The organism is Roseibium sediminicola, from assembly GCF_023156505.1.
In the GTDB taxonomy this organism is placed as follows: Bacteria; Pseudomonadota; Alphaproteobacteria; order Rhizobiales; family Stappiaceae; genus Roseibium; species Roseibium sediminicola.
In genome coordinates this window covers 26,384-49,313 of sequence record NZ_JALNMJ010000004.1, presented here as the reverse complement: position 1 = coordinate 49,313, position 22,930 = coordinate 26,384, and the positions used below count along the sequence as shown (strand labels likewise).

27 protein-coding genes and 1 pseudogene are annotated in these 22,930 nt (G+C 59.5%); 22 read left to right on the top strand and 6 right to left on the bottom strand.

The window, feature by feature from the left end; genetic code table 11:
- Positions 1-56 precede the first annotated feature (56 nt).
- Genes M0H32_RS07490 through M0H32_RS07475 form a run of 4 tightly spaced genes read right to left on the bottom strand, consistent with a single transcriptional unit; the run spans position 57 to position 1,430 of the window.
- Positions 57-683 carry a hypothetical protein gene (locus tag M0H32_RS07490; RefSeq protein ID WP_248152764.1) on the bottom strand — a complete coding sequence of 209 codons (627 nt, stop codon included), beginning with the start codon at positions 681-683 and terminating at the stop codon, positions 57-59.
- The gene (locus M0H32_RS07485; RefSeq protein WP_248152762.1) at positions 680-943 is read right to left on the bottom strand and encodes a hypothetical protein; all 264 of its coding nucleotides are present in this window, start codon (positions 941-943) and stop codon (positions 680-682) included. The genes M0H32_RS07490 and M0H32_RS07485 overlap by 4 nt, the downstream gene beginning before the upstream one ends.
- The gene (locus tag M0H32_RS07480) at positions 943-1,239 is read right to left on the bottom strand and encodes a DUF2312 domain-containing protein (RefSeq protein WP_248152760.1); all 297 of its coding nucleotides are present in this window, start codon (positions 1,237-1,239) and stop codon (positions 943-945) included. Before M0H32_RS07480 ends, M0H32_RS07485 begins: the two co-directional genes overlap by 1 nt.
- Positions 1,236-1,430, bottom strand: coding sequence for a hypothetical protein (locus M0H32_RS07475; protein ID WP_248152758.1), 195 nt, complete (start codon positions 1,428-1,430; stop codon positions 1,236-1,238). The genes M0H32_RS07480 and M0H32_RS07475 overlap by 4 nt, the downstream gene beginning before the upstream one ends.
- A 623-nt stretch (positions 1,431-2,053) precedes the next feature.
- Here M0H32_RS07475 and M0H32_RS07470 point away from each other — a divergent pair.
- On the top strand, positions 2,054-2,821 hold the full coding sequence (locus M0H32_RS07470) for a GNAT family N-acetyltransferase (RefSeq protein WP_248152755.1): 768 nt from the start codon (positions 2,054-2,056) through the stop codon (positions 2,819-2,821).
- 663 nt (positions 2,822-3,484) lie between these two features.
- On the opposite strand, the gene M0H32_RS07465 is transcribed toward M0H32_RS07470, so the two are convergent.
- Positions 3,485-3,961, bottom strand: a complete 477-nt coding sequence (locus tag M0H32_RS07465; protein WP_248152753.1) for a helix-turn-helix domain-containing protein — start codon at positions 3,959-3,961, stop codon at positions 3,485-3,487.
- Positions 3,962-4,040: 79 nt separating this feature from the next.
- Here M0H32_RS07465 and M0H32_RS07460 point away from each other — a divergent pair, with 79 nt between their 5' ends.
- From M0H32_RS07460 to M0H32_RS07415, 10 genes are read left to right on the top strand one after another with little or no spacing between them, the layout of a single operon-like run.
- On the top strand, positions 4,041-4,277 hold the full coding sequence (locus tag M0H32_RS07460; protein WP_248152752.1) for a helix-turn-helix domain-containing protein: 237 nt from the start codon (positions 4,041-4,043) through the stop codon (positions 4,275-4,277).
- On the top strand, positions 4,274-4,627 hold the full coding sequence (locus M0H32_RS07455) for a hypothetical protein (RefSeq protein WP_248152750.1): 354 nt from the start codon (positions 4,274-4,276) through the stop codon (positions 4,625-4,627). Before M0H32_RS07460 ends, M0H32_RS07455 begins: the two co-directional genes overlap by 4 nt.
- Before the next feature lie 20 nt (positions 4,628-4,647).
- Positions 4,648-4,824, top strand: coding sequence for a hypothetical protein (locus M0H32_RS07450; protein WP_248152749.1), 177 nt, complete (start codon positions 4,648-4,650; stop codon positions 4,822-4,824).
- A 10-nt stretch (positions 4,825-4,834) separates the two neighbouring features.
- Positions 4,835-5,245 (top strand): helix-turn-helix domain-containing protein, encoded by a 411-nt coding sequence (locus tag M0H32_RS07445; RefSeq protein WP_248152748.1) that lies wholly within the window; start codon positions 4,835-4,837, stop codon positions 5,243-5,245.
- Positions 5,242-5,736, top strand: coding sequence for a hypothetical protein (locus M0H32_RS07440; protein ID WP_248152747.1), 495 nt, complete (start codon positions 5,242-5,244; stop codon positions 5,734-5,736). The genes M0H32_RS07445 and M0H32_RS07440 overlap by 4 nt, the downstream gene beginning before the upstream one ends.
- Entirely contained in the window at positions 5,733-5,954 is a 222-nt protein-coding gene (locus tag M0H32_RS07435; protein WP_248152746.1) for a hypothetical protein, read from the top strand. Before M0H32_RS07440 ends, M0H32_RS07435 begins: the two co-directional genes overlap by 4 nt.
- Positions 5,954-6,769: a DNA-methyltransferase gene (locus M0H32_RS07430; RefSeq protein WP_248152745.1), complete on the top strand. Its 816-nt coding sequence runs from the start codon at positions 5,954-5,956 to the stop codon at positions 6,767-6,769. The genes M0H32_RS07435 and M0H32_RS07430 overlap by 1 nt, the downstream gene beginning before the upstream one ends.
- The gene (locus M0H32_RS07425) at positions 6,763-7,938 is read left to right on the top strand and encodes a DNA polymerase III subunit beta (RefSeq protein ID WP_248152744.1); all 1,176 of its coding nucleotides are present in this window, start codon (positions 6,763-6,765) and stop codon (positions 7,936-7,938) included. Before M0H32_RS07430 ends, M0H32_RS07425 begins: the two co-directional genes overlap by 7 nt.
- The gene (locus M0H32_RS07420; protein WP_248152743.1) at positions 7,935-8,291 is read left to right on the top strand and encodes a GIY-YIG nuclease family protein; all 357 of its coding nucleotides are present in this window, start codon (positions 7,935-7,937) and stop codon (positions 8,289-8,291) included. The genes M0H32_RS07425 and M0H32_RS07420 overlap by 4 nt, the downstream gene beginning before the upstream one ends.
- Positions 8,292-8,302: 11 nt before the next feature.
- Positions 8,303-10,174 (top strand): DNA cytosine methyltransferase, encoded by a 1,872-nt coding sequence (locus M0H32_RS07415; RefSeq protein WP_248152742.1) that lies wholly within the window; start codon positions 8,303-8,305, stop codon positions 10,172-10,174.
- Positions 10,175-10,176: 2 nt separating this feature from the next.
- Here M0H32_RS07415 and M0H32_RS07410 read toward each other — a convergent pair whose 3' ends face one another.
- A complete protein-coding gene (locus M0H32_RS07410) occupies positions 10,177-10,914 on the bottom strand; it encodes a hypothetical protein (protein ID WP_248152741.1) in 738 nt (245 codons plus the stop codon).
- A 44-nt stretch (positions 10,915-10,958) separates the two neighbouring features.
- Here M0H32_RS07410 and M0H32_RS29720 point away from each other — a divergent pair.
- The 11 genes and pseudogenes from M0H32_RS29720 to M0H32_RS07360 all read left to right on the top strand — a co-directional run.
- Positions 10,959-11,226, top strand: a pseudogene (locus M0H32_RS29720) (CHC2 zinc finger domain-containing protein); the annotation flags it as partial.
- On the top strand, positions 11,226-12,176 hold the full coding sequence (locus tag M0H32_RS07405; RefSeq protein ID WP_425607306.1) for a DUF7146 domain-containing protein: 951 nt from the start codon (positions 11,226-11,228) through the stop codon (positions 12,174-12,176). The pseudogene M0H32_RS29720 and the gene M0H32_RS07405, both read left to right, overlap by 1 nt.
- Entirely contained in the window at positions 12,169-13,833 is a 1,665-nt protein-coding gene (locus tag M0H32_RS07400) for a primase-helicase family protein (RefSeq protein WP_248152736.1), read from the top strand. The genes M0H32_RS07405 and M0H32_RS07400 overlap by 8 nt, the downstream gene beginning before the upstream one ends.
- A 334-nt stretch (positions 13,834-14,167) precedes the next feature.
- The gene (locus M0H32_RS07395; RefSeq protein ID WP_248152734.1) at positions 14,168-14,965 is read left to right on the top strand and encodes a hypothetical protein; all 798 of its coding nucleotides are present in this window, start codon (positions 14,168-14,170) and stop codon (positions 14,963-14,965) included.
- A 234-nt stretch (positions 14,966-15,199) separates the two neighbouring features.
- A complete protein-coding gene (locus M0H32_RS07390) occupies positions 15,200-15,889 on the top strand; it encodes a hypothetical protein (protein ID WP_248152733.1) in 690 nt (229 codons plus the stop codon).
- Positions 15,886-17,835 carry a phage terminase large subunit family protein gene (locus tag M0H32_RS07385; RefSeq protein WP_248152732.1) on the top strand — a complete coding sequence of 650 codons (1,950 nt, stop codon included), beginning with the start codon at positions 15,886-15,888 and terminating at the stop codon, positions 17,833-17,835. Before M0H32_RS07390 ends, M0H32_RS07385 begins: the two co-directional genes overlap by 4 nt.
- A gap of 2 nt (positions 17,836-17,837) precedes the next feature.
- The gene (locus M0H32_RS07380; RefSeq protein WP_248152731.1) at positions 17,838-19,436 is read left to right on the top strand and encodes a phage portal protein; all 1,599 of its coding nucleotides are present in this window, start codon (positions 17,838-17,840) and stop codon (positions 19,434-19,436) included.
- Positions 19,436-19,678, top strand: coding sequence for a hypothetical protein (locus M0H32_RS07375; RefSeq protein WP_248152730.1), 243 nt, complete (start codon positions 19,436-19,438; stop codon positions 19,676-19,678). Before M0H32_RS07380 ends, M0H32_RS07375 begins: the two co-directional genes overlap by 1 nt.
- A 10-nt stretch (positions 19,679-19,688) precedes the next feature.
- Positions 19,689-20,993, top strand: a complete 1,305-nt coding sequence (locus M0H32_RS07370) for a S49 family peptidase (protein ID WP_248152729.1) — start codon at positions 19,689-19,691, stop codon at positions 20,991-20,993.
- Between the two features lie 88 nt (positions 20,994-21,081).
- Positions 21,082-21,789: a head decoration protein gene (locus M0H32_RS07365; protein ID WP_248152728.1), complete on the top strand. Its 708-nt coding sequence runs from the start codon at positions 21,082-21,084 to the stop codon at positions 21,787-21,789.
- An 88-nt stretch (positions 21,790-21,877) separates the two neighbouring features.
- Positions 21,878-22,927: a major capsid protein gene (locus M0H32_RS07360; RefSeq protein WP_248152727.1), complete on the top strand. Its 1,050-nt coding sequence runs from the start codon at positions 21,878-21,880 to the stop codon at positions 22,925-22,927.
- Positions 22,928-22,930: the final 3 nt, after the last annotated feature.

The window sequence follows — 22,930 nt, the reverse complement described above, 5'->3', positions numbered from 1 at the left end:
GCTCTACGAACAGGTCGTCCAGCTTGGTTTGAACGGATTGGGGGAGGGGTTGCATATCAGCCCCTGAAACGAATGCCGATGAAGGAAAGCCGCAGCTCCAGTTCGGCCCGGGACTTGTCCTCGCCCCATGCCTTGACCGGAACGGCGAAGGGTGCTGGCAGCTGCCAGTGGCCGGGAAGGGCGCACGGCGCCATCAGGTCGCGCTGTTCGGAGGCTGTCAGCATCTTGTCGAGCCGCCGGAGGTAGGCGATGCGATCCTGAAAGGCGTCAGTGTCGTCCTCTTCGCGAATACCGGCGGCGGCATAGATCGCGGCGGTCACTTCATCCCGGGCTAGCCTGAAGGCCTCGATGAAATCGGCAGCGCTTGGCGAAAGGTCGGCGGCCATGAAGATGAAGGAGCGGGAGATCTCGCCGAAAAACGCCGCATGGAAATCCGACAGGAGCGCTTGCGGCTTGTACTTGTCCTCGGCCCGGTCGTACATCAGGCAGCAATGTTGCGCCGTGGTGTAGGTGACATGCGGTGTCGCGCCGTTGAAGCGGGGCAGCTTGACCAGGCTTTCGACCAGGTCGGGCCAGTGAATGTCCGTTGCCCGAAGATTGGCAAGATCGACCACGCGGCCGGATGCCATCTGCATCGGCGCGGTCATCGGCATGGCGTCTTTCGGTGTGACGAGCTGGGTCATTGTCCGTCCTTTATGTCCTGGCTGGCCTGAACGGCTTTGCCGTGGAGGGTCATGGCTTTTTTCTTGAGGCTGTCGACCAGCCGCAGGATTTCCGGTTTGTCGTGGGGGCGGATCTCCAGAAGCGCCTGGAGATCCGTTTCGCGCTGGCCGATCTCCGCGATCAGATCGGCGGTTTCGAACAGAAAGCGCTCCGCCCGGTGCGCGGCCGGCGGGGCAAGCCTCCTGGCGTCCGCCTTTACTGCCTCGGAGACCAGGGCCATCAGCCGGCGTCCTCCAGTGCCGCGGGTCCGGCTCCCGGATCTCTGTCCGGGACAAGCATGCCGAGCGCATGCATGTAGAGATCGAGAACAGCCTCTTCCTCTTCGCGTTCGTGCGGCTGCTTCTTGCGCAGGGAAACGACCGTGCGCAGGATCTTGACGTCATAGCCGTTGCCCTTGGCCTCGGCGTAGACGTCCTTGATGTCATCGGCGATGACCTTCTTTTCCTCTTCGAGGCGCTCGATGCGCTCGACAAAGGCACGCAACTGGTCAGCAGCAACGCCGCCCGGATCGCTCATGATTCTTCCTTCCTAAGGTTGAGGTCGTAGCCGGCCTGACGCGCGAGACGCCGAAACACGGTGACGGTCTGATTGAGTTCGGAACGGAATTCCGCGCCGTCAGGGCCTGTGTCCCCACTGAACAAATCGATCTGGCCTTCCAGACGATCGAGGACTTCACAGAGATCCTTGTCCGGTTCCTTGAGGCCCATGAAACGCTCCAGTTCGGGAAAAGCCCTGCAAAACAGATTGGTCAAAATCTGTTTGGCGGGGCGGCGCTGTCATCCTTGATTTGTACGTAGGGGTTCCGTGCGCCGCCCCTTGGTTGGGCTATTTCACTGGACTGTCCTTTCTGCTGGAGGAAACGGTTTCCGATGCGCGATGGGGCGCGTGTGCCGGGTCTTTCGCCCGGTTTGTTCCGGAGATGAGGCCGGCCGGAGCGGGGCTGCCAACGCTCCGGCCGGAGCTGCCCTGGCGATCTGCGGGGGAGGACGCCGCGTCGGGGCAGGAGAGCCAATTGCCGAATTGGAGAGGGAGGGTCTGGCAACGCTGCATCCGCAGCGAGCACGCGAGCAAACATAACGCAACAAACGGGCAGAGAAGTTGCGCCATAACGAACGCTAATTGGCTAAGGGGTTGCGCGTCGGCTAGCATCATGAACACCACCTAACAGGGGTTGTGCTTGTTTGTTCGAGTTGAACGAGATTATGCGTAACGCATAAAATTTGTCAACATGGCTTTTGCCAATTGTTCGTATCGGGAAAATTCATAAGTCTCCGGGGGAGTTATCCTCAGGATACTATAAGCTGGCTATCGAGATTGAGAGAGATTCTGAATGCTGCCCATTGAACTGGATCAGGCCTGCGTGGACGCTGAGGCGCACCTCATCAGCCGTTTTTCGGCCTCCGGTCTGTCGCTCCAGGTCGGCAGTGACTTTCGGTCTTTCGAACTTTTTGCCTGCGCCTACGACCGGGAGCTGACGGAGCACTTTTCCGTTAAGTTCCAGGCGATCACGCCTCCGCGGGGCTTCTGGATGATGCTCGTCGCACCCGAAGGTGAGGTGGTCGCGACCGTGGCGGCCCGGCTCGATGACCTGGGCGAGTCGACCCTGGCTGATTATTGGAAGTTGATCCTGCCGATCGTGTACCGAGACGCGTATGGCGCGCCAGTTTCATTGCGCGAGCGTCAACCGTCCTTCGTTCAGGAAGCAACCGGCAGGGTGATTTACCTGGGGGAAATGTGGGTGCATCCGGACTGGCGAAAGACGGGCATCGGCTCAGATCTTGCCAAGCTTGTCCAGCTTCGGGCCTTCCGGCGGTTCTCGCCCGTCAATGCGCTCTATGTCTGGATGCGACCGAGGGAGATCAAGGGAGGTTTCGCCAGCAGTTGCGGCTTTCAGACGCTTATTGAAAACGCGATAAACTGGGACCGACCACCGGCTGAGCGGGATGCCAAATCTTCGGTTTCAGAACTATGGCTGGCGGGCAATAAGGCTTCGGCGCTTCATGATCTCGTTTACGATCTATCAGCTGGCACTCCAAGGGGATTGTTAAAAGCAGGAGATGCCGCCGTGCTGTCCGTCTCGTGCGATAGGGAAGAATAAGCCGCTCATACTGCAGGTCGAAGACGTCTCCGGTGATCGTCTCGTAAACGGCGCTGACGTAGGAAAAGTGCGGCGATCCCGTTTCGATCGCTTCCCGGTAGGCCTGTCCGGCAAACCGGCGATAATCCGTGCCGATCATGTCGTCCGCGTCACCGCGCGTACACGAGCAGGCTGAAAGAATGTGAGCGGTAAGCGTGTCCCTGCCGACGTTGAGGATGGGCGGAGCCGCTTCGTCGCCGATGTCGCCATCAAACCAGACCAGGACCGAAGAGAAATCCATCAGGGAACGATCCTCGACGCCCTGGTTCTCCTTCCAGTGTTCCAGTAGATGCCGCGCGGCTGTGCCGCTGTGGCCGCGCTCCACGTTTGGAAGGTAGGTTCCCAGTGACTTAATGGATCGTTCTTTCATCGGTGGCGCTAAATCTTCTGTTCGCGAGCGTAATGTTCTTCCGGCATTCTTTCAGTATTAAACGCATCTGTTGTTCGCTCAGTCTGTCGAGCGGTGTATCACCGACTATTTCTCGAATTTTGGAATAAATCTCAACTTCAATGTCGAGCCGTTCGATGTCCTGAAGAAACGTATCGAATGCCTCTCGCACAGGGATTGCGCCTTCGCGTCTCCCCATAAGAGTTACGAAATGCATAGGGTATGAGCCCTCTCACTTATTCCGACTTGGAGGACTTTGCCGCCAGTTCCTGTCTGTAATAGTGGAGAACCAGTTCATCGTAGGTATCCTGGTCCACCATGCCCCCGCCCGTCATCCGAAACTGCATCTTCTGTGCGCGTTCGTCCGCAGCGTAAAAAGCGTCCCAGTCGATTTTATCCGAGTCGGGCGTGATACCTTCGTGAAACCTAGAGTTCGCCTTGGGTCGGGCTGCCTGTTTGAGTTGTTCGCCGTGCATAAGCCAGACGAAATCAACGCCAAACCGCCGTGCATAGCGCCGGCCGGCATCATCCTTGAAATCCCGGTCGCCGCTCTCGTGATGTGAGTAGGTTGCAATCTTCACATCGAGGGCGCGAGCCGCATCAGAAGCGGTCGAGTAACCCGCATCTATACGGGCTTTTTTGAGGCGTTCGTTCTTTTCCATGCGCGTGGGCGTCGTCTCGCAAGAAATACTGACGCCCTGGATTATGCTCATTTTCTTTTCCCTCTTGGTATTGACGTTTTTATGCGATGCGCATTAAATGGAGAAAATTTGTTGATGGAGATTGTTCGTTTTGGACAAAATTGAACAACTTAGACGCGATCTCGTCCGTGTGAGGAATCAAAAGAGCATTTCCCAACAATGGCTGGCGGACAGTTTGGGCGTTGCGCAGTCCTCGATCTCCCGGTTCGAGATCGGCTCAAGCAAGGGAACCGGGGCGCTGCGCAAGGCACTGAAGGATTTCGTTGTTTCCAATTCCACTGCTCCGTCCAGTTCATCCAACCAGAAAACTATAGGAGAAGGCCAATGACCGTTTCCTGCGGAAACGACACGCAAATTCTGCGGAACCGTTCGCGGGAGTTGGGGGTCAACATGGACCGGCTTGCCGCTTTCTTCCGTTACAAACACCCGACAGCGACTGCCGCCAACGTGGCGGGCGACCTGAATGTGTCGCTCCGGACGGCGGAGGGCTGGCTCGGCTCCAATCCATCGGCGCCGCGCTCTGCCGTACTTCTTCGCGGCGTGCTCGTCTACGGCCCGGAGTTCCTGGCTGTGCTCTTGCCGGAGCCGCCCGCGTGGCTGTCCGAGGCCGCTCAGAACGAAGCCGAAGCGAGGCTTCGCGACCAGATCAAAGCTTTGAAAGCGCAGCTGCCGCGCTGACCGAATTCCAGGAGGCCGCAATGGTGGGGAAGAACAAACTGGGTACACGCGTCGCCAATGTCGCGTTCTATTATATTTTCGGCACCCTCGCATGGGTCTGCCGGGGGATCGCCCATGCGGGTGTTTATGCCGGCATGGGCTGGTCGGAAATCTGGTTCTGGCTCTCCCGCCGCTGCCGCGATCTCTCCAGGGCGTGAGGTGAGGGAGATGAGCTACAGCGAGCCCGAGCAAGCAGCCTCGATCGATAAGGATGCGACCATCGAAGCGCTACGCGACCAGGTTGCATATCTGGAAGCGCAGCTCATGGATCAGGACGTCCATTTTCCCGGAACATGGCGGTTGTCGCCAAACGAGAAACGCATTCTGCGCCACCTGATCAAGCGCCCGTTGGTGACCAGGGAGTCGGCCATGGCCGTGCTCTACCACGAACGTGGCGGTAATGAGCCTGACCTGAACATCCTGAGAGTTTACATCCGCAGCTTGCGCCGAGCGCTGAGCCCGATGGGGATCGAAATTTTGACCCATCATGGGGAGGGGTATTCGATCTGCGCTGAGACCCGGGAGAGCATTCTGAGGCTTTGCGCTGACATTTCGCCAAACGGCGAGGCGATGTCATGACCTCGGCACCGCGCATTCTCCCCGATCTCGTGAGCGGGCTTGAAGACTTCTCCCGCAAGCTGGACCAAATCCTCGAACCGACCGCGATGGCGTTCCTTTCAAAGAAACATCCGGACGGCGTTGAGGTTCGGCACATCGCCGAGCATCACCGCCTGGCATGGTCTGAGGCTGTCGAGATGGTGGAGATCGCCTGGGCGGCGTGGCGGCTCAATATCCGCCGTGGGCCAAACGGCACCATCCGCTATGTCTGGCCGGTCAATACGGTGCCGCCGCTCAATTCCGTCGAAAAGGGGCTTCTGCGCCAGGCGCGCCGTGATCTCGCTGACGGGCCGGACAAGATCTTTATCGACGGCGCGGCCATGGATCTCGGCGTGGGTCCGGGCTCAGTCCGCAATGCCCTCGATTTTCTCGTGACCGCAGGACTTTTGACGCGCGAGGGCAAGACCTTCGCGCTGACAGAGCTTGGCCGCACCGAAGGAGACTCGGAATGAAGCATCAAGTCCTTTCGCCGCTTGAAGATCATGACCCGGCTGTTGCGGCTTTTTGGGCAGCTTATCCGGATGGACCTCCTACGGATGTTTTTGAGCCGGGGGAGAGCGAAGGCAAGATCCTGGCGCGCACAGTCGCCCTTGAGGAGCTTGGCGACATCAAGGCCGTCCAGACCTTCCCGTATCTGTTTCCCTATTATTTGCAGGAGCAGCTGCTGTGATGCCGACCGCCTCCTTCCTCGACGGACAGATCCAGCTTTTTCTGGGTGACGCGCGTGAGATCGTGCCGGCGTTGAACCGGAAATTCCGTGTGGCCTGTTATGACGCCCCATATCTGCTGACCTCCGGTGGTTCGGCGCGATCCTCGGCAAAGCACAAGGTTATGTCTGGCGGTTGGATGGCTGGTTACGACAATTCCGGCATGCTGATGGAAACGGACATCACCTGGAAGGAGATCATGCAGCTGGCCGCCAGCTGTCTTGAGCCCGATGCCGATGTCTATGCCTTCACCAACGACAAGAACCAATACGAGGCGCAGCGTGAAGCCTTCGCCGCCGGACTGAAGTTTCACAATCTTCTGGTTTGGGACAAGAAAACCGCCACCGCCAACGGCTGGTACATGAAGAACTGCGAGTTCGTTCTCTACTTTTATCGCGGCCGGGCGCGCCGCATCGCCAATTGCGGTGACAAGCAACTGGTGACGTACCCGCATCGGGACGAAACCAACCACCCGACCGAAAAGCCCGTGCCGCTGGTCGAGAGCTACATCCGCAATTCCGCCCTGCCGGGCGAGTCCGTCATCGACATGTTCATGGGGTCGGGCACGACGGCCCTGGCGTGTCTGCGCACGGGCAATCCGTTTGTCGGCGTCGAGATCGACCCGGCTCATTTCGAGACCGCCACCAGGCGCGTCGAGCGCGCGCTTTCAGAGCATCAGATTGACCTCTCCGGTTTCCGGCGCGGCAACAGACGCTCGACCTTTCAGCAATGCGATCTCGAAGACTTTGTAGGAACAAAGGGAGTACAAGCATGCTGATTGAAACAACAGCCGGTGATTTGCGCCTGGCGCTGGACACGGTTCAGGCGGCGGTGCCGCGCAGGTCTACCATTCCGATCCTGTGCGCGGTTCTTTTGCAGGACGGAGCCGTGCGCGGAACCTGCCTCGATATGGAGATCTCGGTCAGGTTCGCCGCGAAGCGTTTCGACGGGGCAGCCGTCATTCCGTTCCGACAGCTGCATGAGCTGGTCAAAAGTCTCCCGGCAGACCTGGACCTGCGCATTCAGTCGAAAGGCGATGACTACGGTGTTCATCTCTTTTTCCGGGGCGGACGGTATAAGTTGCCGTCGTTCCCGGCAACGGATTTCCCGACCTGGACCGGCAATGGTGACCTGGCCGAAATGGCAAAGCCGGACGGTTTTCGCGCTGCGCTGGATGCTTGCACCGGGTTCATTTCGACCGAAGAGACCCGCTATCACCTCAACGGTGTTTGCTTTTCGAAAGACCCGGATGGCAAGTCTGTGCTTGTGGCGACGGACGGTCACCGGCTCATCGCCTACGACTTTGCGCATGAATGTGAGATCAACCTGATCCTGCCGCGTGCCACCGTCCTCGCCCTTTTGGGCATGGTCGAACCGGAAGAAGTTCTCTTCAGCGACAGCAATATGGAGTTCCGCTTTCCGGGCGGAAGTTACCTGCGCACCAAGTTGATCGACGGGACATTCCCGGACTGGACCCGCGTGGTGCCGGCCTACCCGGAAGACACGCGGCGCATCAGTTTCGCACCGCTGGAAATGAAGAAGGCGCTTGACCGGATGCGGAGGTTGACCGGCCAGCGCAACAGAGGCTTAAGCATCAGTGCAAGCGCGAATGGCGATCTTCTCGTCGTCACAATGAATGGCATGGATGGCGAAGAATGCGCCGAGCGGATCGAAAGCGGTAGTGCTGAACACTGGCAGGGCGCTCAGGCCTTTTACGGCTTCAACTCGTCTTACCTGTCCGAGCTGTGCCAGCTTCATCGACAGGCGGAACGGATTTCGATTGTCGCCCCTGATGCAGGCAGCCCGGCAAAAGTTGGCCCGGACGAAACGAAAGCCACGACCGTCCTTATGCCCATGCGGGTTGATGAAGGCACGTTGGTGCGCACGGCATTGCTCACATTTGCCGGCGGCGCGAACGACCAGGATGCCAAGGAGGCGGCGGCGTGACCGTCTACGTCCTCCATTTTAACCCGCCCTTCAAGCATGCCCGCCATTACATCGGCTATACGCCCGACGAAACGGCCGAGCGCCGTGTGCGCGAGCATGTCGAGGGACTGGCCGCGGGCAGTCCGCTGGTCAAGGCGGCGGTGGAGGCCGGATGCCAAGTCACATTGGCCCACGAGTTTCCCGGCGCCGGCCGCGATTTCGAGCGTTGGATCAAGGACAAGCGCAGCACTTCCAGATGGTGCGCCTGTTGCGGCAAGAGCCTGCGCCCCGTTCCTGACCCCGGCAACATCCCGGCTGCGTTTCGGAACAAAAAGCGAACCTTCTCCAGCGGTCACTTGAGGGCGAACCCTTGAAGAAAAAGAAAATGTTGGTCGCGGATCTGCTGTGCGGTGCGGGCGGGTCCTCGACGGGATGCCGGCATGCGCTGGATGCGCTCGGGCTGGAGATGGAGCTGGTCTGCGTCAATCACTGGCCAACCGCCATCGAAACCCACCAGATCAACCACCCGAACGCCCGGCATTTCGTCCAGGACATCGCAACCGTTCGCCCGCATCTGCTGGTGCCGGAGGGCTATCTCGATCTGCTGATGGCATCGCCCACCTGCACGCACCACAGTGTTGCCCGCGGTGGCAAGCCGACCAGCGATCAGCAACGGTCCGACCCCTGGCACATCATCACCTGGCTGACCGAGCTGCGCGTCAAGCGCATGATCATCGAGAATGTCTGGGAATTTATCAGCTGGGGACCGGTCAACGCCCAAACCGGCAAGCCGGTCAAATCCCGCCGGGGTGAATATTTCCATGCCTGGATACAGACGATCCGGGGTCTCGGTTTTGAGCCTGAGTGGCGCAAGCTGAACGCGGCCGACTTCGGCGATGCCACGTCCCGTCAGCGCTTTATCCTGATGGCGCGGTCCGATGGCAAAAAGGTCATCTGGCCGATGCCGACCAACCGGAAGATTTCCGAGCTGAAGGACGATCTCTTCGCGGTCGAAAAGCCATGGCGGCCGGCATGGGAGATCATCGACTGGAACCTCAAAGGCAAATCGATTTTCGGGCGCTCGAAACCGCTGGCACCGAAAACGCTTTTGCGGATCTACGCAGGCGCCGTCAAATTCGGCTGGCCGGAACCGTTCCTGCGCCTGCTGCTCGCCGAGATTGAGAATTCCCTCCGGTTTCATATCCGGTGGTTCTTCTCCGTTCGTAACCGGAAGCCGGAGAAAAAGGCCCGGGCAAAGCGGCGCGCCGTGGTGCGCAAGAACATCCAGCACCTCCGGGAGTTCCTGGCGTCTCCTGTCGGTTTCGCCAACGGCGGCAAGTCGACCGAACCGCTGATCATCACGCTCCGGCAGAACGCGTCCGGCACGCCCATCGATCAGCCAATCCCGACCCTTGCCGCCAACGGGCAGCATGTCGGCCTTGCAAGCCCGGTTGTCGTCAACATGAAGGGCAAATCAACCGCTGGCAGTGCGTTCGATCCTCTGCCGACCCAAACCGCACACGCGCCGCACCTGTTCACAGCCGAGCCGGTCATCATGAACGGCAGAAAGGGCAACCAAGCTAAGCCGGCATCGACAGATCCGCTGCCGACACTCGACACAAAAGGCGGTGTCTGGCTGGCGGAGCCGATGGTGATGTCCTACTACGGCAACACGGAATGGTGCCACAGCCCTGAAGACCCGCTTGCAACGATAACCGCGAAAGAGCGGCATGCGGTCGTTGAGCCATTCGTCCTCTCTCAGGCATCGGGCGGGGCACCGCGCTCCACCGAAGAGCCGATCCCGACCCAGACAACGGGCGGCAACGGCGCATCCCATGCACTGATCTCGCCCTATTACAGCTCCGGCTCCGGCGAAACGTGCCAGTCGGCCGATGACTCGCTGCCGACCGTCACGTCGAAAGGGCGGTTCGCCATGGCGGTTCCCGTGACAAATTCCAATGGCGGCGCGCAGGCGCGCGATGTCCGGACAGCTCCCTTGCCAACCATGACAACCGCCAAGGGTGGGGAATTCGCGCTCGTGGAGACGGGCCCGGAATACGACATCCTGTTCCGGATGCTCGAACCGCACGAGCTGGCCGCCGCCATGGGGCTGGAAGGCTACAAATTCGCCGGCACCAAGACTGATCAGATCAAGCAGATCGGCAACGCGGTGTCCCGCCGGAAGATTCAGGCCTGCGTGACCGCCATCATGTCGGACGCCGCTCCGGCCGGCCAGCTGATGGAGGCAGCGGAATGAGCTTAAAGAGGGTTGTTTTTGTCGTCCGGGAACTGGCGGATACCGATCGCTTCAGCGCTTGCCTTGCCCAGTTGATAGAGCCGATCTGCAGAATGATCACGGTTCGCGAATATCTCGGAGAGATCTGGATAGAGTCTCGTGAGAGCGCGCCGCATGAGGGCAAAGTCCATAAGAAGCAATTCAAGCCACTCCTCGTCATCTGGCACGTATGTGAATTCTGCTCCGTCGACGTTGTAGGTGGGTATCTCTTTTTCCGAAGCCACTCTACGCATAAGGCGCAATACTTTGGTTCCTTTGGCATGGGCCATCGGAAGAGCCAGTCGAAGATATTCCTCATATTCTTCTTTTCGAAGTTGCCGATCGATCCGGTTCAACTCGCTCTTGAGCGCTTTGACGTAGTTCTCAATAGACTGGCCGGCTTCGAGAAACGTTTTTGTATCCTCAGCGTGTTTCCAGATGCGATTGAAACGATGCAGGACTTCTATGGTTTCCTCTTTAAACAGTTGGTTGGCCTCAGTCGACCGCCGGTGAGCGATGGTTTCGCTTTTTCTAATTTGATGAAGCAAAACGAACACGGTCACAACCGCTGCGACGGCGGCTGCCCAACCGCTCGTCGCACTCAGCCAGTTTCTAATTCCAGCACTCGCATCAACGGTTGCAGTACCGAATACAAATCCGACAAACACCCCCATCAGGAGTGTGAAAAAAATAATTGCGTTTCGAAACATCTCACTGCTCATGAAACTGCAGATAACACGGTCCGGTTGCAGATGGGAGTCTTCCCATGAAACGCTACACCGAGGCCGAAAAGGAACGGGTGAAGGAAAAGCACCCGATATCGACCATCATTGGCCGGCATGTCACCTGGCACAAAGGCAAGACCAATGCCGGCAAGGGTGATTTTTGGGCCTGTTGCCCCTTTCATCAGGAAAGGACGCCGTCGTTTCACTGCTTGGACCGGGAGCACACGTACAAGTGCTTCGGCTGTGGCGCGACGGGTGACCAGTTCACGTTCCTGCAGGAGCATGAAGGCTTGTCGTTTGTCGAAGCGATGGAAGGGCTCGGCGGCGAAGCTGATACAGAGCCTTTGACGCCTGAGCAGGTTGCCGAAGAAGAAAAGCGCAAGGCTGAAAAGCGCCGGCAGCAGGAAGCCTTCGCCGAACAGAAACGCCAAGAGGAAATACGCAAGGCCAGTCGCTACTGGAATTGGGGTGGTCGTGTTGCCGGCACTGAGGGTGTTGGTTATTTGCGTGGGCGTGGCCTGATGCCTATGCCGGTGCCTTTGCCGCTGCGCTTTCACCCGCATTTCAAATACTGGCACCAGCGGCCGGTTGCCGGCGATGAGCGGAAGAAAGAATTCTACGTGCTCTTTTCCGGCCCTGTCATGATGGCCGCGATCACCGGGCCGGATGGCGCATTTCTGGGTCTTCACGTCACCTACTTCGACCCGGCCCGTCCGGGCAAGAAGATCGCGATAGAGGACCCGTATGCCGAGCCGGACGAGGACGGCAATTTGCCACTCGTTGTGCCGAAGAAGATCCGCGGCTCGAAACGCAACGCTTCGATCAAGCTTTGGCAGCCGCCGGAATTCAACAGATTGGTGGTCGGGGAAGGGTGGGAAACCACGGCCTCCGTGCTCCTGGCCGAACACGGCACCGAGCGCTTCGAGCGAACGGCCTATTGGACCTCGATCGACCTGCAATCCATGGGCGGCAAGGCTGTCGAGACAGTTGCGCATCCGACGCTCAAGAACAAGGCCGGCCGGCCGCTCAAGGTGCCGGGGCCGGATCCGGATATGAGCGATGAGAAGGCACTGACCATTCCAGACCATGTTGAGGAGGTGCTGCGCCTTGGTGACGGCGACAGCGACCGCTTTACGGCCGAACAGGTCATGGCGCGGGCAGACGCCCGTTGGGCGCGGCCAGGCCGGAGGCAGCACACTGCGTGGGCGCCGGAAGGCGAAGACTTCAACGATATTCTGATGGGGGCAGCGCTTGGCTAAGAAAAAGAAATCGGCCGATGACGCCAAGCCCGACGTTCACAAGAAGCTCTTGGAGGAACTGACCGGTGGAAAGACGACGGAAACCCAGGCCGAGGGAGATCAGGACCAAAGGGGTATATCGCCTTCCGAGGGTGCCGAAAAAGCCGGGAAAAAAGGGGTTGAGCAGATCCGGGAGATCATCGAGCACGCCAGCCAGCCCGGTGCGGTTGATTATCAGGACGATCACTTGTCCGAAGATGATAACGACACGGGGAACGACACGGGCTCAAGCGCGCCCGTGCCTCAGGAATGGGGGTATTCCCTCGAAAAACTGAACGCTGAATGGGCGTTGGTCCTGATCGGCTCCAAGGTTGCCATGGTGCGCGAGCAGCCGCACGCCAAGGAAGAGGATCGGGTGCGCGTCGTTCAGGTAGACTCCTTTCATCGGCTCTATAACAACCGGCCGACACAGGTGATGGGCGCGGACGGCAAGATCAAGACAATCTCCTGGTCCAAGCGCTGGGAAAGCGAACGCCATCGCCGGCAGTTTGATGGCATCGAGTTTTGGCCTAATCCGGAGGGCGGCAAGGGCACCCGTGGTTATCTGAACCTTTGGCAGGGATTTTCCTATCGGCCGGACCCGAATGCCGGCTCCTGGAACGTGCTGAAGGACCACATGCTCACCAATATCTGCAATGCCGATATGGACCTGTTCAATTGGGTTTTCGCCTGGTTCGCGCACATGTTCCAGCGCCCGCGCGAGCGCCCGGGCACGGCCATTGTGGTCCGCGGTCTGATGGGGGCAGGCAAGTCGCTTGTCGGCGAGATCATGGGCAGCCTGATCGCGCCGCATTTCTTCCAGGTGGACGATCCGCGCTACATCACCGGCCAGTTCAACGCCCATATGAGCGCCTGTTTGCTCCTGCAGGCGGAAGAGGCCGTTTGGGCCGGTGACAAGGTGGCGGAGGGCCGTCTCAAAGGTTTGATCACGTCAAAGACCCAGATGATCGAGTCCAAGGGTGTCGATCCGTACCGCCTCGACAACTTCGTGCGCATCATGATGACCTCGAACGAGGATTGGGTTGTCCCGGCCGGCAAGGACGAGCGGCGCTATTGCGTGCTCGATTGCGCCCCGAACGTGAAAGAAAATCACGAGTATTTCGGGGAGATGATGGCGGAACTGGATAAAGGCGGCCGCCAGGCGCTTCTGGCGGATCTGCTTTCGTTTGACCTCTCGACGGTCAACCTCAGGAAGATCCCGCGCACCGGTGCGTTGCTGCAACAAAAGCTGCGGTCCTTGGACAGCGTCGATCAATTCATCTTCGAGCGGCTTTATGAGGGGACTTTGCTGAGGGCAGACGACAACTGGCAGCCGTTCAATCAGATCGTCAAGCAGACGCTGTATGAGGAATACCTGACCTCGGCCGACAAGGTCGGCATCAAACGGCGTGCGGATCTCAACCAGTTCGGCAAGTCGCTTATGAAGCTCATTCCGACGATCAGGGAGGCCAGGCCACGGGCCTCAGATGGTCTGCGCCCACGCGTTTACATCTTCCCGGAGCTTGAAGACTGCCGTCGGAGCTTCGAGGAAGCTGTTGGCCAAGCCGTCGATTGGCCGACTGAGGAGGCCGAAACTTCATTTCATAGCGAACAATCCGCTTTCGGAGAGACAGGATGAGAGGGGTGAAACGGTATTCAGCGCGCGCCGGTCCATGCTCTGTGTGGACCACGCTCTATAGGGTGGACCGGAATTTGCCAATGAAAACAATGGGTGGTCCATGTGGTCCATGTGGTCCACACAAAACGGCGCCCCGCGCGCGCGTGAAGTGGGACAAGCGATATACCCCTTTGAGCCTGCTCTCTACAGGGCCGGTTTGCCCGGACCACCTGGACCTCGTTTCTAACCATCTGAAAAGCTTGGAAAAAGCCGGTCCACCTTATTGTTTTTTTGACTGGACCACCATGGACCACATGGACCATTTGATTATAGGCACGGAAACCGGGGCATTTGCATGAAAAAGCGCATCGATATCGAAAAGCTGTTGAAGTGGGCGTACTGCGAGGAACTGCCGAAAGGTGGAAGCGGCGGGGCCGGAATGAGGGCTGCGTCGGCATGGGCTTCGGTGGAGAGCTTTATGCAGCTGCTGACGAAGGTCGATGACAACGAATATGGCGTTGTGCCGACGCTGAGCCCTTTTGACGGTGAGCCCCATGAGGACGCACTCAAGGTGCATGCTGCCGTCAACGCGCTTGATCAACTCGAGCTTGACTTTCCAGAGAATTGGAACCCGATGCCGTGCATCGAGGAACATCCGGAAGAGTGCGCCAGCGTCATGAGCCAGGTGCGGTTCGGTCTCCGGCAGCGCAAGCGCTCCGCCTCAGACATTGTCCGCAGGCACGCCATCTTGGGTGGTTGCCCGGATTGGCATGGTGAAACTCCTGTTCTTGTCGCTCGCAAGAACCGCAATGGTCAGGATGCTTGGTTCCGGATGATCGTGCAGCAGGGCTCGGACCCGGAGGGGCACCCGGTCGAATACAGGCATGAGACCGAGGACGGCTGGTGCCGTGTTCAAAAAGCGCCGAAGCGTGGCGCATATCGCAAATTCCATTTCGATCCCGACCCTGTGCCATGCATGATCGCGCGAGGCGAGTACCAGATCTGGTGTTCATGCCTTGCCGAATTGGTAGAAAATCTAAGTGAAAACATGGAGTTGTGGCACTTGAACGAGTCGAATATGGAGCACTGCCCATGGGAGCCGGGTGCGGCCAGAGCGCCGCGCATCCTGATGCCGATTGAAGAAAGTTATTGACTTTACAGTTCGGCTTGACATAGAACAGCCGCACTGAAAAAGGTTCAAAACCCGCTGGCAACCCCGGCGGGTTTTTTCTTTGGGGTTTTAGGGACCGTACCAGCCAATCCACAAAACGGGGCGGCTTAGCGTTTGGGGTGGCCAGTCTGACCCTAAAATCGAAGCCTAAACTTGGGTAAAGTCCTAAAGAACCAGCTAAATACCTAAAGTAGAGGCCTAAGCCGGAGACGCGCCGTGACAACGCATGCGGATGAAAATGCCGTTGTCAGCAAAGGTGCGTTTGCCGACATCCTCGGTGTCAGCGCCGGACGGGTGTCGCAGTACATCTCTGAGGGCAAGATTTTTGGGCCTGCGCTGGTGGGGGAGGGCAGGCGGGCGCAGATTAACGTGCCTGTCGCCCGCGAACAGCTCCGACGCGCGCTCGATATTGGACAGATGCTTGGCAACGGCATCGATACCAGGCTGTCAGCCTCACCAGTTCCGGGCGGTTTGCCTTTCGACGTCGCGCCGGCTCCGGCACAGCCCGCGATGACTTCTCCAGCGCCGCCACAAGATCCTCGTAGCGATAGTGTCGAGGACCAGCTTAAGCGTCAGCGTCTGTTTCAGGAACAGATCCGCAGCCGCAAGGCGGCGGAAGAGGAAGAGGAGCGCAAGGGCCGGTTCACGATCACGCAGGAGGTCCAGTCAACCAACCGGCGCATCGCGGTCGAGATGATCCAGACCTTCGAAGGTTCGCTCCCGAACATGGCCGCCGCGGTCGCCTCGCACTTCGAAGTGCCCGTCCGCGACGTGCTGCATCTTCTTCGGGGCGAATTCACGCAGATGAGGTCTCGCGCAGCGGAAAAGGCGCGCGAGAAGGGCGCAGACCTGCCCGAGACCATCGAAACGGAAATCACAACCGACGACGAGGACGAAACAGATTGAACTGCATCGTCGTCAACACGGCCAATCCGGAACGCCTTGCCTATGACGCGATGGCGGATGTCTGGACGCCGCCTCCGCGTGTCGATTACCTGAAGTGGGCCGAAGACAACATCGTACTTTCCGAGCGCGAAAGCCCCTATCCCGGTCCCTATAACCGGGATCTCTTCGGATACTTCGACGAGGTCCTAAGGGCGTTTTCGCCGGAAGATCCGTGCCGCATAGTGACGCTGAAGAAAAGCGCGCAGCTCGGTGGTACGGTCCTGGCCAACATTTTCTGTTGCGGCTCGCTCGCCATGGTGCCAGGCGATTTCCTCTATGTGCACCCGACGGAGGGCAACGCGCAGCGCTGGTCCAAGCAGAAGCTTGCGCCGATGCTGAAGAACACGACGTCATTGCGCGCGCTCTTTTCTCAAAAAAGCCGGGATGGCGGCGACTCGATCCTCTACAAGGAGCGGATCGACGGGCGCGGCGCCATCCAGATCTCCGGAGCGAACTCTCCGGCGTCCCTGTCGATGGTGACCATGAAGAACCAGGTGCAGGATGACTTGGCGAAGTGGGAGACAAACTCGGCAGGCGATCCGGAAGCTCAGGCGGATAGCCGCAGCCAGGCGCACGAATTCGCGAAGATTGCTAAGATCTCGACGCCGTTGATCCTGCCGGGCTGCCGGATCTCGCGGAACTACGAGGATGGCAGTCAGGAACAGCCGTTTGTACCCTGTCCTCATTGCGGGCACATGCAGGTTCTCGAATGGGACAACATGCTTGCCAACCTGGACGAGGAACATCCGGAAAGGGCGCACTTCGTCTGCACCGATCCGGAGTGCGGCGGTGTCATCGAGGAACACCATCGGCCGGCCATGCTGAAAAAGCTGGAATGGCGGACGCAGAACGAAAAGGCGAAGCGGCAACACCGATCCTTCTGGATCTGGTCGGCCTATTCGGTCCTTCAGACCTTCGAACGCATTGCGCGGGCATGGCTGAAGGCCAAGGGAGACCCGGCCAGCGAACAGACCTTCATGAACGACGTTGTCGGCCAGGCCTACAATGCCGCCGGCGACGCGCCGCCCTGGGAGGAGCTGAGAGACCGGGCGGCCGAGTCGGATTATTCCAAGGGCCAGATCCCCGCCGGCGCGGTGCTGATCACACTCGGCATTGACTGCCAGGATGATCGTGTCGAATGGCATCTCGTCGGCTGGGACCGGGATCTGCGCCGTTATGTCATCGACTACGGTGTTATTGCTGGTCACATCAGTGAAAAATCGGCGCGCGGGATGCTGGATCTCCTGATCGTCAGCGAGTGGAAGAATGCCTACGGCCACAAACTGAAGCCCGATCTGACGGCCATCGATGGCAACTATTCGACGGCCGATGTCTGGGGATGGGCGAAGCGGCACCCGGCCTCGAAGGTCATCATGGTCCGCGGCGCCCGTTCCGAGACCGCGCCGCGCCTGCAGCGGGTCAAACAGGAGTACGACGACAAGACCGGGAAGGTGAAGAAATACTCCCGGCGCTTCTACAACTTCAACGGCTCGATCATGAAGTTCGGGCTCTACAAGAACATCCGCAAGACCGATCCTCTGGAGCCGGGTTATGTGGCGTTCGCGAGCGGACTGGACGACGAGTATTTCCGTGGTCTGACAGCCGAGCGCCGGGTGGTAGAGAAGAACCGGGACGGGTTTGACGTCTGGAAGTGGAAGAAAGACCCGACCCAGAACAACGAGCCGCTCGACACAATGAACCAGGCGGAGGCCGCGGCGACAAAATACGGTCTTCGCTCGATGCCGTCCGCGGTCTGGGACCGTCTTGAAGCGGAGCGATGGACGCCGGTCCCGGAAGCGCAACTCGACTTAGAAGATCTGCCGCTCGCTCCGGCCCCTGCGCCAACCACCAAAACTAGCAAGAAAACCACCACATTCGCAGGTCTTGCGAAAGCCTTGAACGGATAATCATGCCCCCTTCGGTTCCGACAATTCCGCGCCGCGACATACTGCCGGCCGGGCGCGAGCAATCGCAATATCTGCGCCCGGACCGCAGCGGCTTCCTGGCCGGCTGGCCGCGTCCTGCCTTGCGCGAGGCGAAGCATGACGTTCGACAGGCCTGGGCTGCGGTTGCCTCCCGCGCGGTGGAATCGATCCACAATTCCGGCTGGATGAAAGGTGCCGTCGACCAAGCTGTCGGCGACACGATCGGCAACGGGCTGAAACTCAACCCGATACCGGACTTTGCCGCCTGCGGTTTTTCCAGTCAGGACGAGGCTGACGAGTGGTCGCGCAACACCGCAAAGCGCTGGAAAACCTATTCCCGCAATCCTCAGGAATGCGATGCACGCGGCAAGATGACCGTTGCGGCGATGGCAAAATGGCAGCTGCGCAGCCACTACGGTTTTGGTGAAGGCGTGGCCCGGTCGTTGCTCCGCCGCCGCAGCGATTCCCTGACCGAGACGAAAATCCAGTTGCTTTCCCCGCTTCGGATCACACAGGAAACGAGAGACGAGGCCCGGCTTCACCAGGGCGTTTTTCTCGATGGTGACGGCATGGCGATTGGGTACCGCATGCGGGCGCGCCAGAACGGTCATGAACGCACGGTGGACGTGCCGGCTCGCGACAGACATGGCCGTCCGTTGATCATCCATACGTTTGACGGTGAAGCGGACCAAACGCGAGGTGTATCTCCCTTCGCCGCGGTGCTGAAGGTATTTCGCCAGGTCGATCAGTTGGCAGATGCCACCCTGGTGGCAGCTCTTCTGCAAACAATCTTCGCCGCGACCATCAAATCGGACTCGCTGTCCGAGGAAGTGTTCGATGGCCTGACGACCAAGGACGAGGACGGCAACGTATCAGTCAGTGGCGATCTTGCCGGATTTTTCGAAGCCAAACAGGAATGGGCCAAGGACGCGAAGCTCGATTTGGGCGCGCACGGCAAGGTCGCGCACCTGTTCTTTGGCGAAGAACTTCAGTTTCACAACACCAATCATCCGCACAACAACTATCTGCCTTTCATGCGGAACCTGTTGCGCGAGATCGCCCGCGCGATCGGCGTTTCCTACGAGGCGATGGCGTTCGACTATGAGGGGGCGACCTATTCGTCGGTTCGGATGGGCATTGCATCGCTTTGGCCGCAAGTGATCACGCGGCGTGAGGACCTGTCGGCTCCGTTCTACCAGGCAGTGTATGACGCCTGGCTCGAAGAACAGGTCTTCAAGGGCTGGATCTCGTTCCCGGGCGGGTATCGGAATTTCCTGCGAGTGCGCGGTGCAGCGACACAGGCGGAATGGCGCGGCCCTGCAAAGCCGACCGCCGATGATCTGAAATCCGCCAAATCGATGGGCGAGCGGCTGGAGCGCGGCGTTTCCAGTCTTTCGATCGAATGCGCGGAACTTGGCTACGATTGGGAAGAGGTTGCTGAGCAGCGCGCCCGGGAGTCCAAACGGTTTGAAAGGCTCGGTCAGGCCGATCCCCATGCTGCCAAAGGGTCACCCCTAGTCGATACCAGCGGTGCCCCGCCGACGGAAGACGACGAGGAAGATGACAACAAGGACGAAAACTGATGGCCAGCATTTTTGACGGGATCGACACGAGCAATCCGTGCCTCGTCTGGCCGCTTTTGCAGACAGCGCTCTACAAGCTTTCGGCAGGTGAGGTCGAGGTTCGGGTTCGTCACGAGGACTTCGACGTCACGCTGCAACCGGCAAATTCGAAAGACCTGGAGCGGATGATCACGAAACTCAAGGCCGACTGCAATCGCAAGCAAGGCGTTCGAAGCCGGTTTGCGATCCAAGGCGGCTACTAAGGGACCGACCATGCCAGACGTCAACGAACTGAGCTACCTACGAGCGGCAACGCAGGTTTTCGATACCCCGTTGCTGTTGGCCGAAAGCCAAGGTCTCCTGATCGGCGAATATGTTGCCAGCCGCATGCTTGGTGTCGTGCCCCCGGAACCGAAAGGTAATCGGTTCCGAGGCGAAGATGCCTTTGAACCGGGTGACAAGGGCCCCGAGTGGCAGGGATATGCGCGGATCGGCAGCGTTGCGCGCATCAGCCTCATGGGCGAGCTGGTCAACCGCGGTGCCTGGATGGGGAGCTATTCCGGCATGACTTCATACGAAGGTTTTGCCGAGCAACTAAACCGGGCCGGCGCCGATCAGGAAGTCAGTGCCATCGCGCTCGACGTAAACTCACCTGGCGGCCAGGCCGCTGGGATGGTCGAAGCAGCTCGACTGGTTCGCAAGATCAACCAAATCAAGCCGGTGATCGCGGTGGTCAACTCGACGGCGGCTTCCGCCGCCTTCGGGCTGATCAGCGGCGCCACCAAGATCGTCATGACGGAAAGCAGCGAAGTCGGTTCCATCGGCGTGTTGTGGCTTCACTTCGACCGAAGCAAGCAGTTGGAGGCACGAGGCGTCAAGGCGACGATCATTCATGCCGGTGCGCGCAAAGTCGATGGACACCCATTCGGTCCGCTGGAAGGGGACGCCAAGGCGCACATCGAGGCGCGTGTCAATGCGATCATGAGCCAGTTTGTAGGTCTCGTGTCCGAACACCGCGGCATTGAGGAACAGGCGGTTTTCGACCTTGAAGCTTCCATGCTTGGAGCTGGCGCCGCGATGGAAGCAGGTCTTGCCGACCAGATCGGCACGTTCGACGAGGTCCTCGAGGACCTTGCCAGCGCCCGCGTCGGGCGCACCATCTCGCAAAGGAAGGGACTTATCATGAGCGAGAATAACCAGGGGCCCGATGCAAGCGCCTCGGGCATCACGCAGGCGCAGCTCGACACGGCTGTTGCAACTGCCAGGAAAGAAGGCGCGGCCGAAGGTGCATCCGCCGAGCGCGGCCGCATCAAGGCCATTCTCGACAGCGAAGAGGCGGAAGGCCGCGAAGAGCTGGCCCGTCATTTCGCCTTCGATACCGACCAGGCACCGGAAGCTGCCAACGCCGCGCTTTCGAAGTCGGCGAAGGCCGCGGCGCCGAAGGACGAGGAAGGCGACGATTTCGCGTCTTTGAAAGGCCAGGCTGCTGCCGGTGCCGCCCTTGATTTCGGCGGTCCCGCCAACACCGAAAAGCCGAAGTCCGGCCTTTCCAAGGCCGTCGACCGCTACGCCAGCTAAGGCGCTTCCCAACATTCGAGACTTTTGACCTCGACCCAAGCCGGGCCGGGGAACGCAACAACTCGGCCGATTGAAGAGGACTTTCAACATGCTGCCGTACTATTCCATGACACAGGCGCAGGGTCTTTCTTCCCTGCTGAAATGGGAAGTGCATCCCGACTTCTCCCGCGAACCCGTGACGCTTCTTGCCGGGAGCGGTTCCGTTCGCAAGATTGTGCTCGGGACCATCCTTGCTCTGCTGGCGACGACCGCAGACGTGACTGCCGTTTCTGCCGCAGACGCAGGCAATACCGGGGACGGAACGCTCACGATCGCCAACCCTGCGGTGACCACCGCCGTCAAGGAAGGCGTCTATACCGTCGTTTGCACCGATCCCGCCGTCGATACCGGGACATTCGAGGTGTCCGATCCGGACGGAAAGTCGATCGGAACGGCCAAGGTCGGCGTCGCCTTCGGCAAGCAGATCCGGTTCACCATCGCAGATGGCGCGACCGATTTTGTCGCGGGCGACCGTTTCGAGGTGACCGTCACCAAGGGCGATATCAATCCAAATGCCGGCAAAGTCGTCGCCTGGGACCCCGCAGGGGCGGCCGGGTCTGAGATCCCGTGGGGCATTGCGGCGACAACGGCAGAAGCGCCAGACGGCACCGATCTCGATCTTGGCCTGATTGCCCTGCGCCGCCAGGTGCTTTGCTTTGAAAAGGGCATCGTCTGGCCGGACGGCGTTACCGCCGCACAGAAGGCCGAAGCGCTCGAAGCCCTGGAGGAACAGGGCATCGTGGTCCGCACCGCCTAACCCAAAACAGACAAACCAGAGGCCGGCACCGCCGGCCTTTTTCATTTGGATTTCCGGCAGGACCGGAAACGATCAGGAGTGAAAGGCTATGCCGGAAATTCTCTTTCCCTATACCAATGTGGAGCTGACCGAAGAGGTCAACCGCATCCCGAACTTGTTCGGTCTTCTCAACGCCCTCAATCTTGCTCCGGGCGAACCGATGGCGTCCCGTATGGTCCGCATCGATTACCGCGACGGTCAGCTCGTTGTTCTGGCCGCCGAGGAGCCGGGCGCACCGGGCCAGATGTCGGAACAGGACAATGTCGGCGGCACGATCCTCACCATCCCGCATTTCCCGCACCTGGAAACCATCAAGGCGGAGGACCTGGCAGGCGGTCTGGAAGTCATCAACGGCGTTCTGCAGGCCCGCAACCTCGACACGGAGACTGCCCAGCGCCTGTCGCGCATCCGGAACCACCATTCGGTCACGCTCGAATACATTCGAATGGGCATGCTGCGGGGCCTGATCAAGGACGGTAAAGGCCGCACGCTCTACAACCTCTTCACGGTTCTGAACCTCACCAAGAAGACGGTCGACTTCAAGCTCGGCACCCCCGCCACCAAGGTGATCGAAAAGTGTGAAGAGGTCATCGATCACGTCCTCAGCAATCTCAAGGGCGAGACTTCGACGCAGATCGAATGCATTGTGTCTTCTGCCTTCTTCAACAAGCTGGTGGCGCACGCGAATGTCGAGAAGTTCTGGATCCAGACCCAGAACGCACCGACGTTGCAGAACATGGAGCGGGATCGCCTGGGTGGAAACTGGGGCCGTGTCTTCGAGTTCGGCCAGATCCTATTCCGTGAATACAAGGGAACGTTCCCGGTGCGCGGTGTCAACGGGGCGATCACGTCTGAGGCGGCCGTCGAAAGCGGCAAGGGGCATGCCTATCCGTCAGGGACGCAGAACCTGTTCCGGACCTATCAGTCCCCGGCGCATCACATCGAGATGGTCAACATAGCGCCCAACGCGGACGATCCGATCTACATTTCGACAAAAGTGCTCGACCATGGCTCCGGCGTTGAAATGAAGTCGCAATCGAACCGCCTGGCCGTTTGCAAACAGCCTAACCTTCTGGTCGAAGTCTACAGCTCCGACTAATCC

Excerpts from the sequence above, each read along its gene's own strand:
- M0H32_RS07490 (WP_248152764.1), bottom strand. The coding sequence starts at position 683 with ATGACCCAGCTCGTCACACCGAAAGACGCCATGCCGATGACCGCGCCG.
- M0H32_RS07485 (WP_248152762.1), bottom strand. The coding sequence starts at position 943 with ATGGCCCTGGTCTCCGAGGCAGTAAAGGCGGACGCCAGGAGGCTTGCC.
- M0H32_RS07480 (WP_248152760.1), bottom strand. The coding sequence starts at position 1,239 with ATGAGCGATCCGGGCGGCGTTGCTGCTGACCAGTTGCGTGCCTTTGTC.
- M0H32_RS07475 (WP_248152758.1), bottom strand. The coding sequence starts at position 1,430 with ATGGGCCTCAAGGAACCGGACAAGGATCTCTGTGAAGTCCTCGATCGT.
- M0H32_RS07470 (WP_248152755.1), top strand. The coding sequence starts at position 2,054 with ATGCTGCCCATTGAACTGGATCAGGCCTGCGTGGACGCTGAGGCGCAC.
- M0H32_RS07465 (WP_248152753.1), bottom strand. The coding sequence starts at position 3,961 with ATGAGCATAATCCAGGGCGTCAGTATTTCTTGCGAGACGACGCCCACG.
- M0H32_RS07455 (WP_248152750.1), top strand. The coding sequence starts at position 4,274 with ATGACCGTTTCCTGCGGAAACGACACGCAAATTCTGCGGAACCGTTCG.
- M0H32_RS07450 (WP_248152749.1), top strand. The coding sequence starts at position 4,648 with ATGGTGGGGAAGAACAAACTGGGTACACGCGTCGCCAATGTCGCGTTC.
- M0H32_RS07445 (WP_248152748.1), top strand. The coding sequence starts at position 4,835 with ATGAGCTACAGCGAGCCCGAGCAAGCAGCCTCGATCGATAAGGATGCG.
- M0H32_RS07440 (WP_248152747.1), top strand. The coding sequence starts at position 5,242 with ATGACCTCGGCACCGCGCATTCTCCCCGATCTCGTGAGCGGGCTTGAA.
- M0H32_RS07435 (WP_248152746.1), top strand. The coding sequence starts at position 5,733 with ATGAAGCATCAAGTCCTTTCGCCGCTTGAAGATCATGACCCGGCTGTT.
- M0H32_RS07430 (WP_248152745.1), top strand. The coding sequence starts at position 5,954 with ATGCCGACCGCCTCCTTCCTCGACGGACAGATCCAGCTTTTTCTGGGT.
- M0H32_RS07425 (WP_248152744.1), top strand. The coding sequence starts at position 6,763 with ATGCTGATTGAAACAACAGCCGGTGATTTGCGCCTGGCGCTGGACACG.
- M0H32_RS07415 (WP_248152742.1), top strand. The coding sequence starts at position 8,303 with ATGTTGGTCGCGGATCTGCTGTGCGGTGCGGGCGGGTCCTCGACGGGA.
- M0H32_RS07410 (WP_248152741.1), bottom strand. The coding sequence starts at position 10,914 with ATGAGCAGTGAGATGTTTCGAAACGCAATTATTTTTTTCACACTCCTG.
- M0H32_RS07405 (WP_425607306.1), top strand. The coding sequence starts at position 11,226 with ATGGAAGGGCTCGGCGGCGAAGCTGATACAGAGCCTTTGACGCCTGAG.
- M0H32_RS07395 (WP_248152734.1), top strand. The coding sequence starts at position 14,168 with ATGAAAAAGCGCATCGATATCGAAAAGCTGTTGAAGTGGGCGTACTGC.
- M0H32_RS07380 (WP_248152731.1), top strand. The coding sequence starts at position 17,838 with ATGCCCCCTTCGGTTCCGACAATTCCGCGCCGCGACATACTGCCGGCC.
- M0H32_RS07375 (WP_248152730.1), top strand. The coding sequence starts at position 19,436 with ATGGCCAGCATTTTTGACGGGATCGACACGAGCAATCCGTGCCTCGTC.
- M0H32_RS07370 (WP_248152729.1), top strand. The coding sequence starts at position 19,689 with ATGCCAGACGTCAACGAACTGAGCTACCTACGAGCGGCAACGCAGGTT.
- M0H32_RS07365 (WP_248152728.1), top strand. The coding sequence starts at position 21,082 with ATGCTGCCGTACTATTCCATGACACAGGCGCAGGGTCTTTCTTCCCTG.
- M0H32_RS07360 (WP_248152727.1), top strand. The coding sequence starts at position 21,878 with ATGCCGGAAATTCTCTTTCCCTATACCAATGTGGAGCTGACCGAAGAG.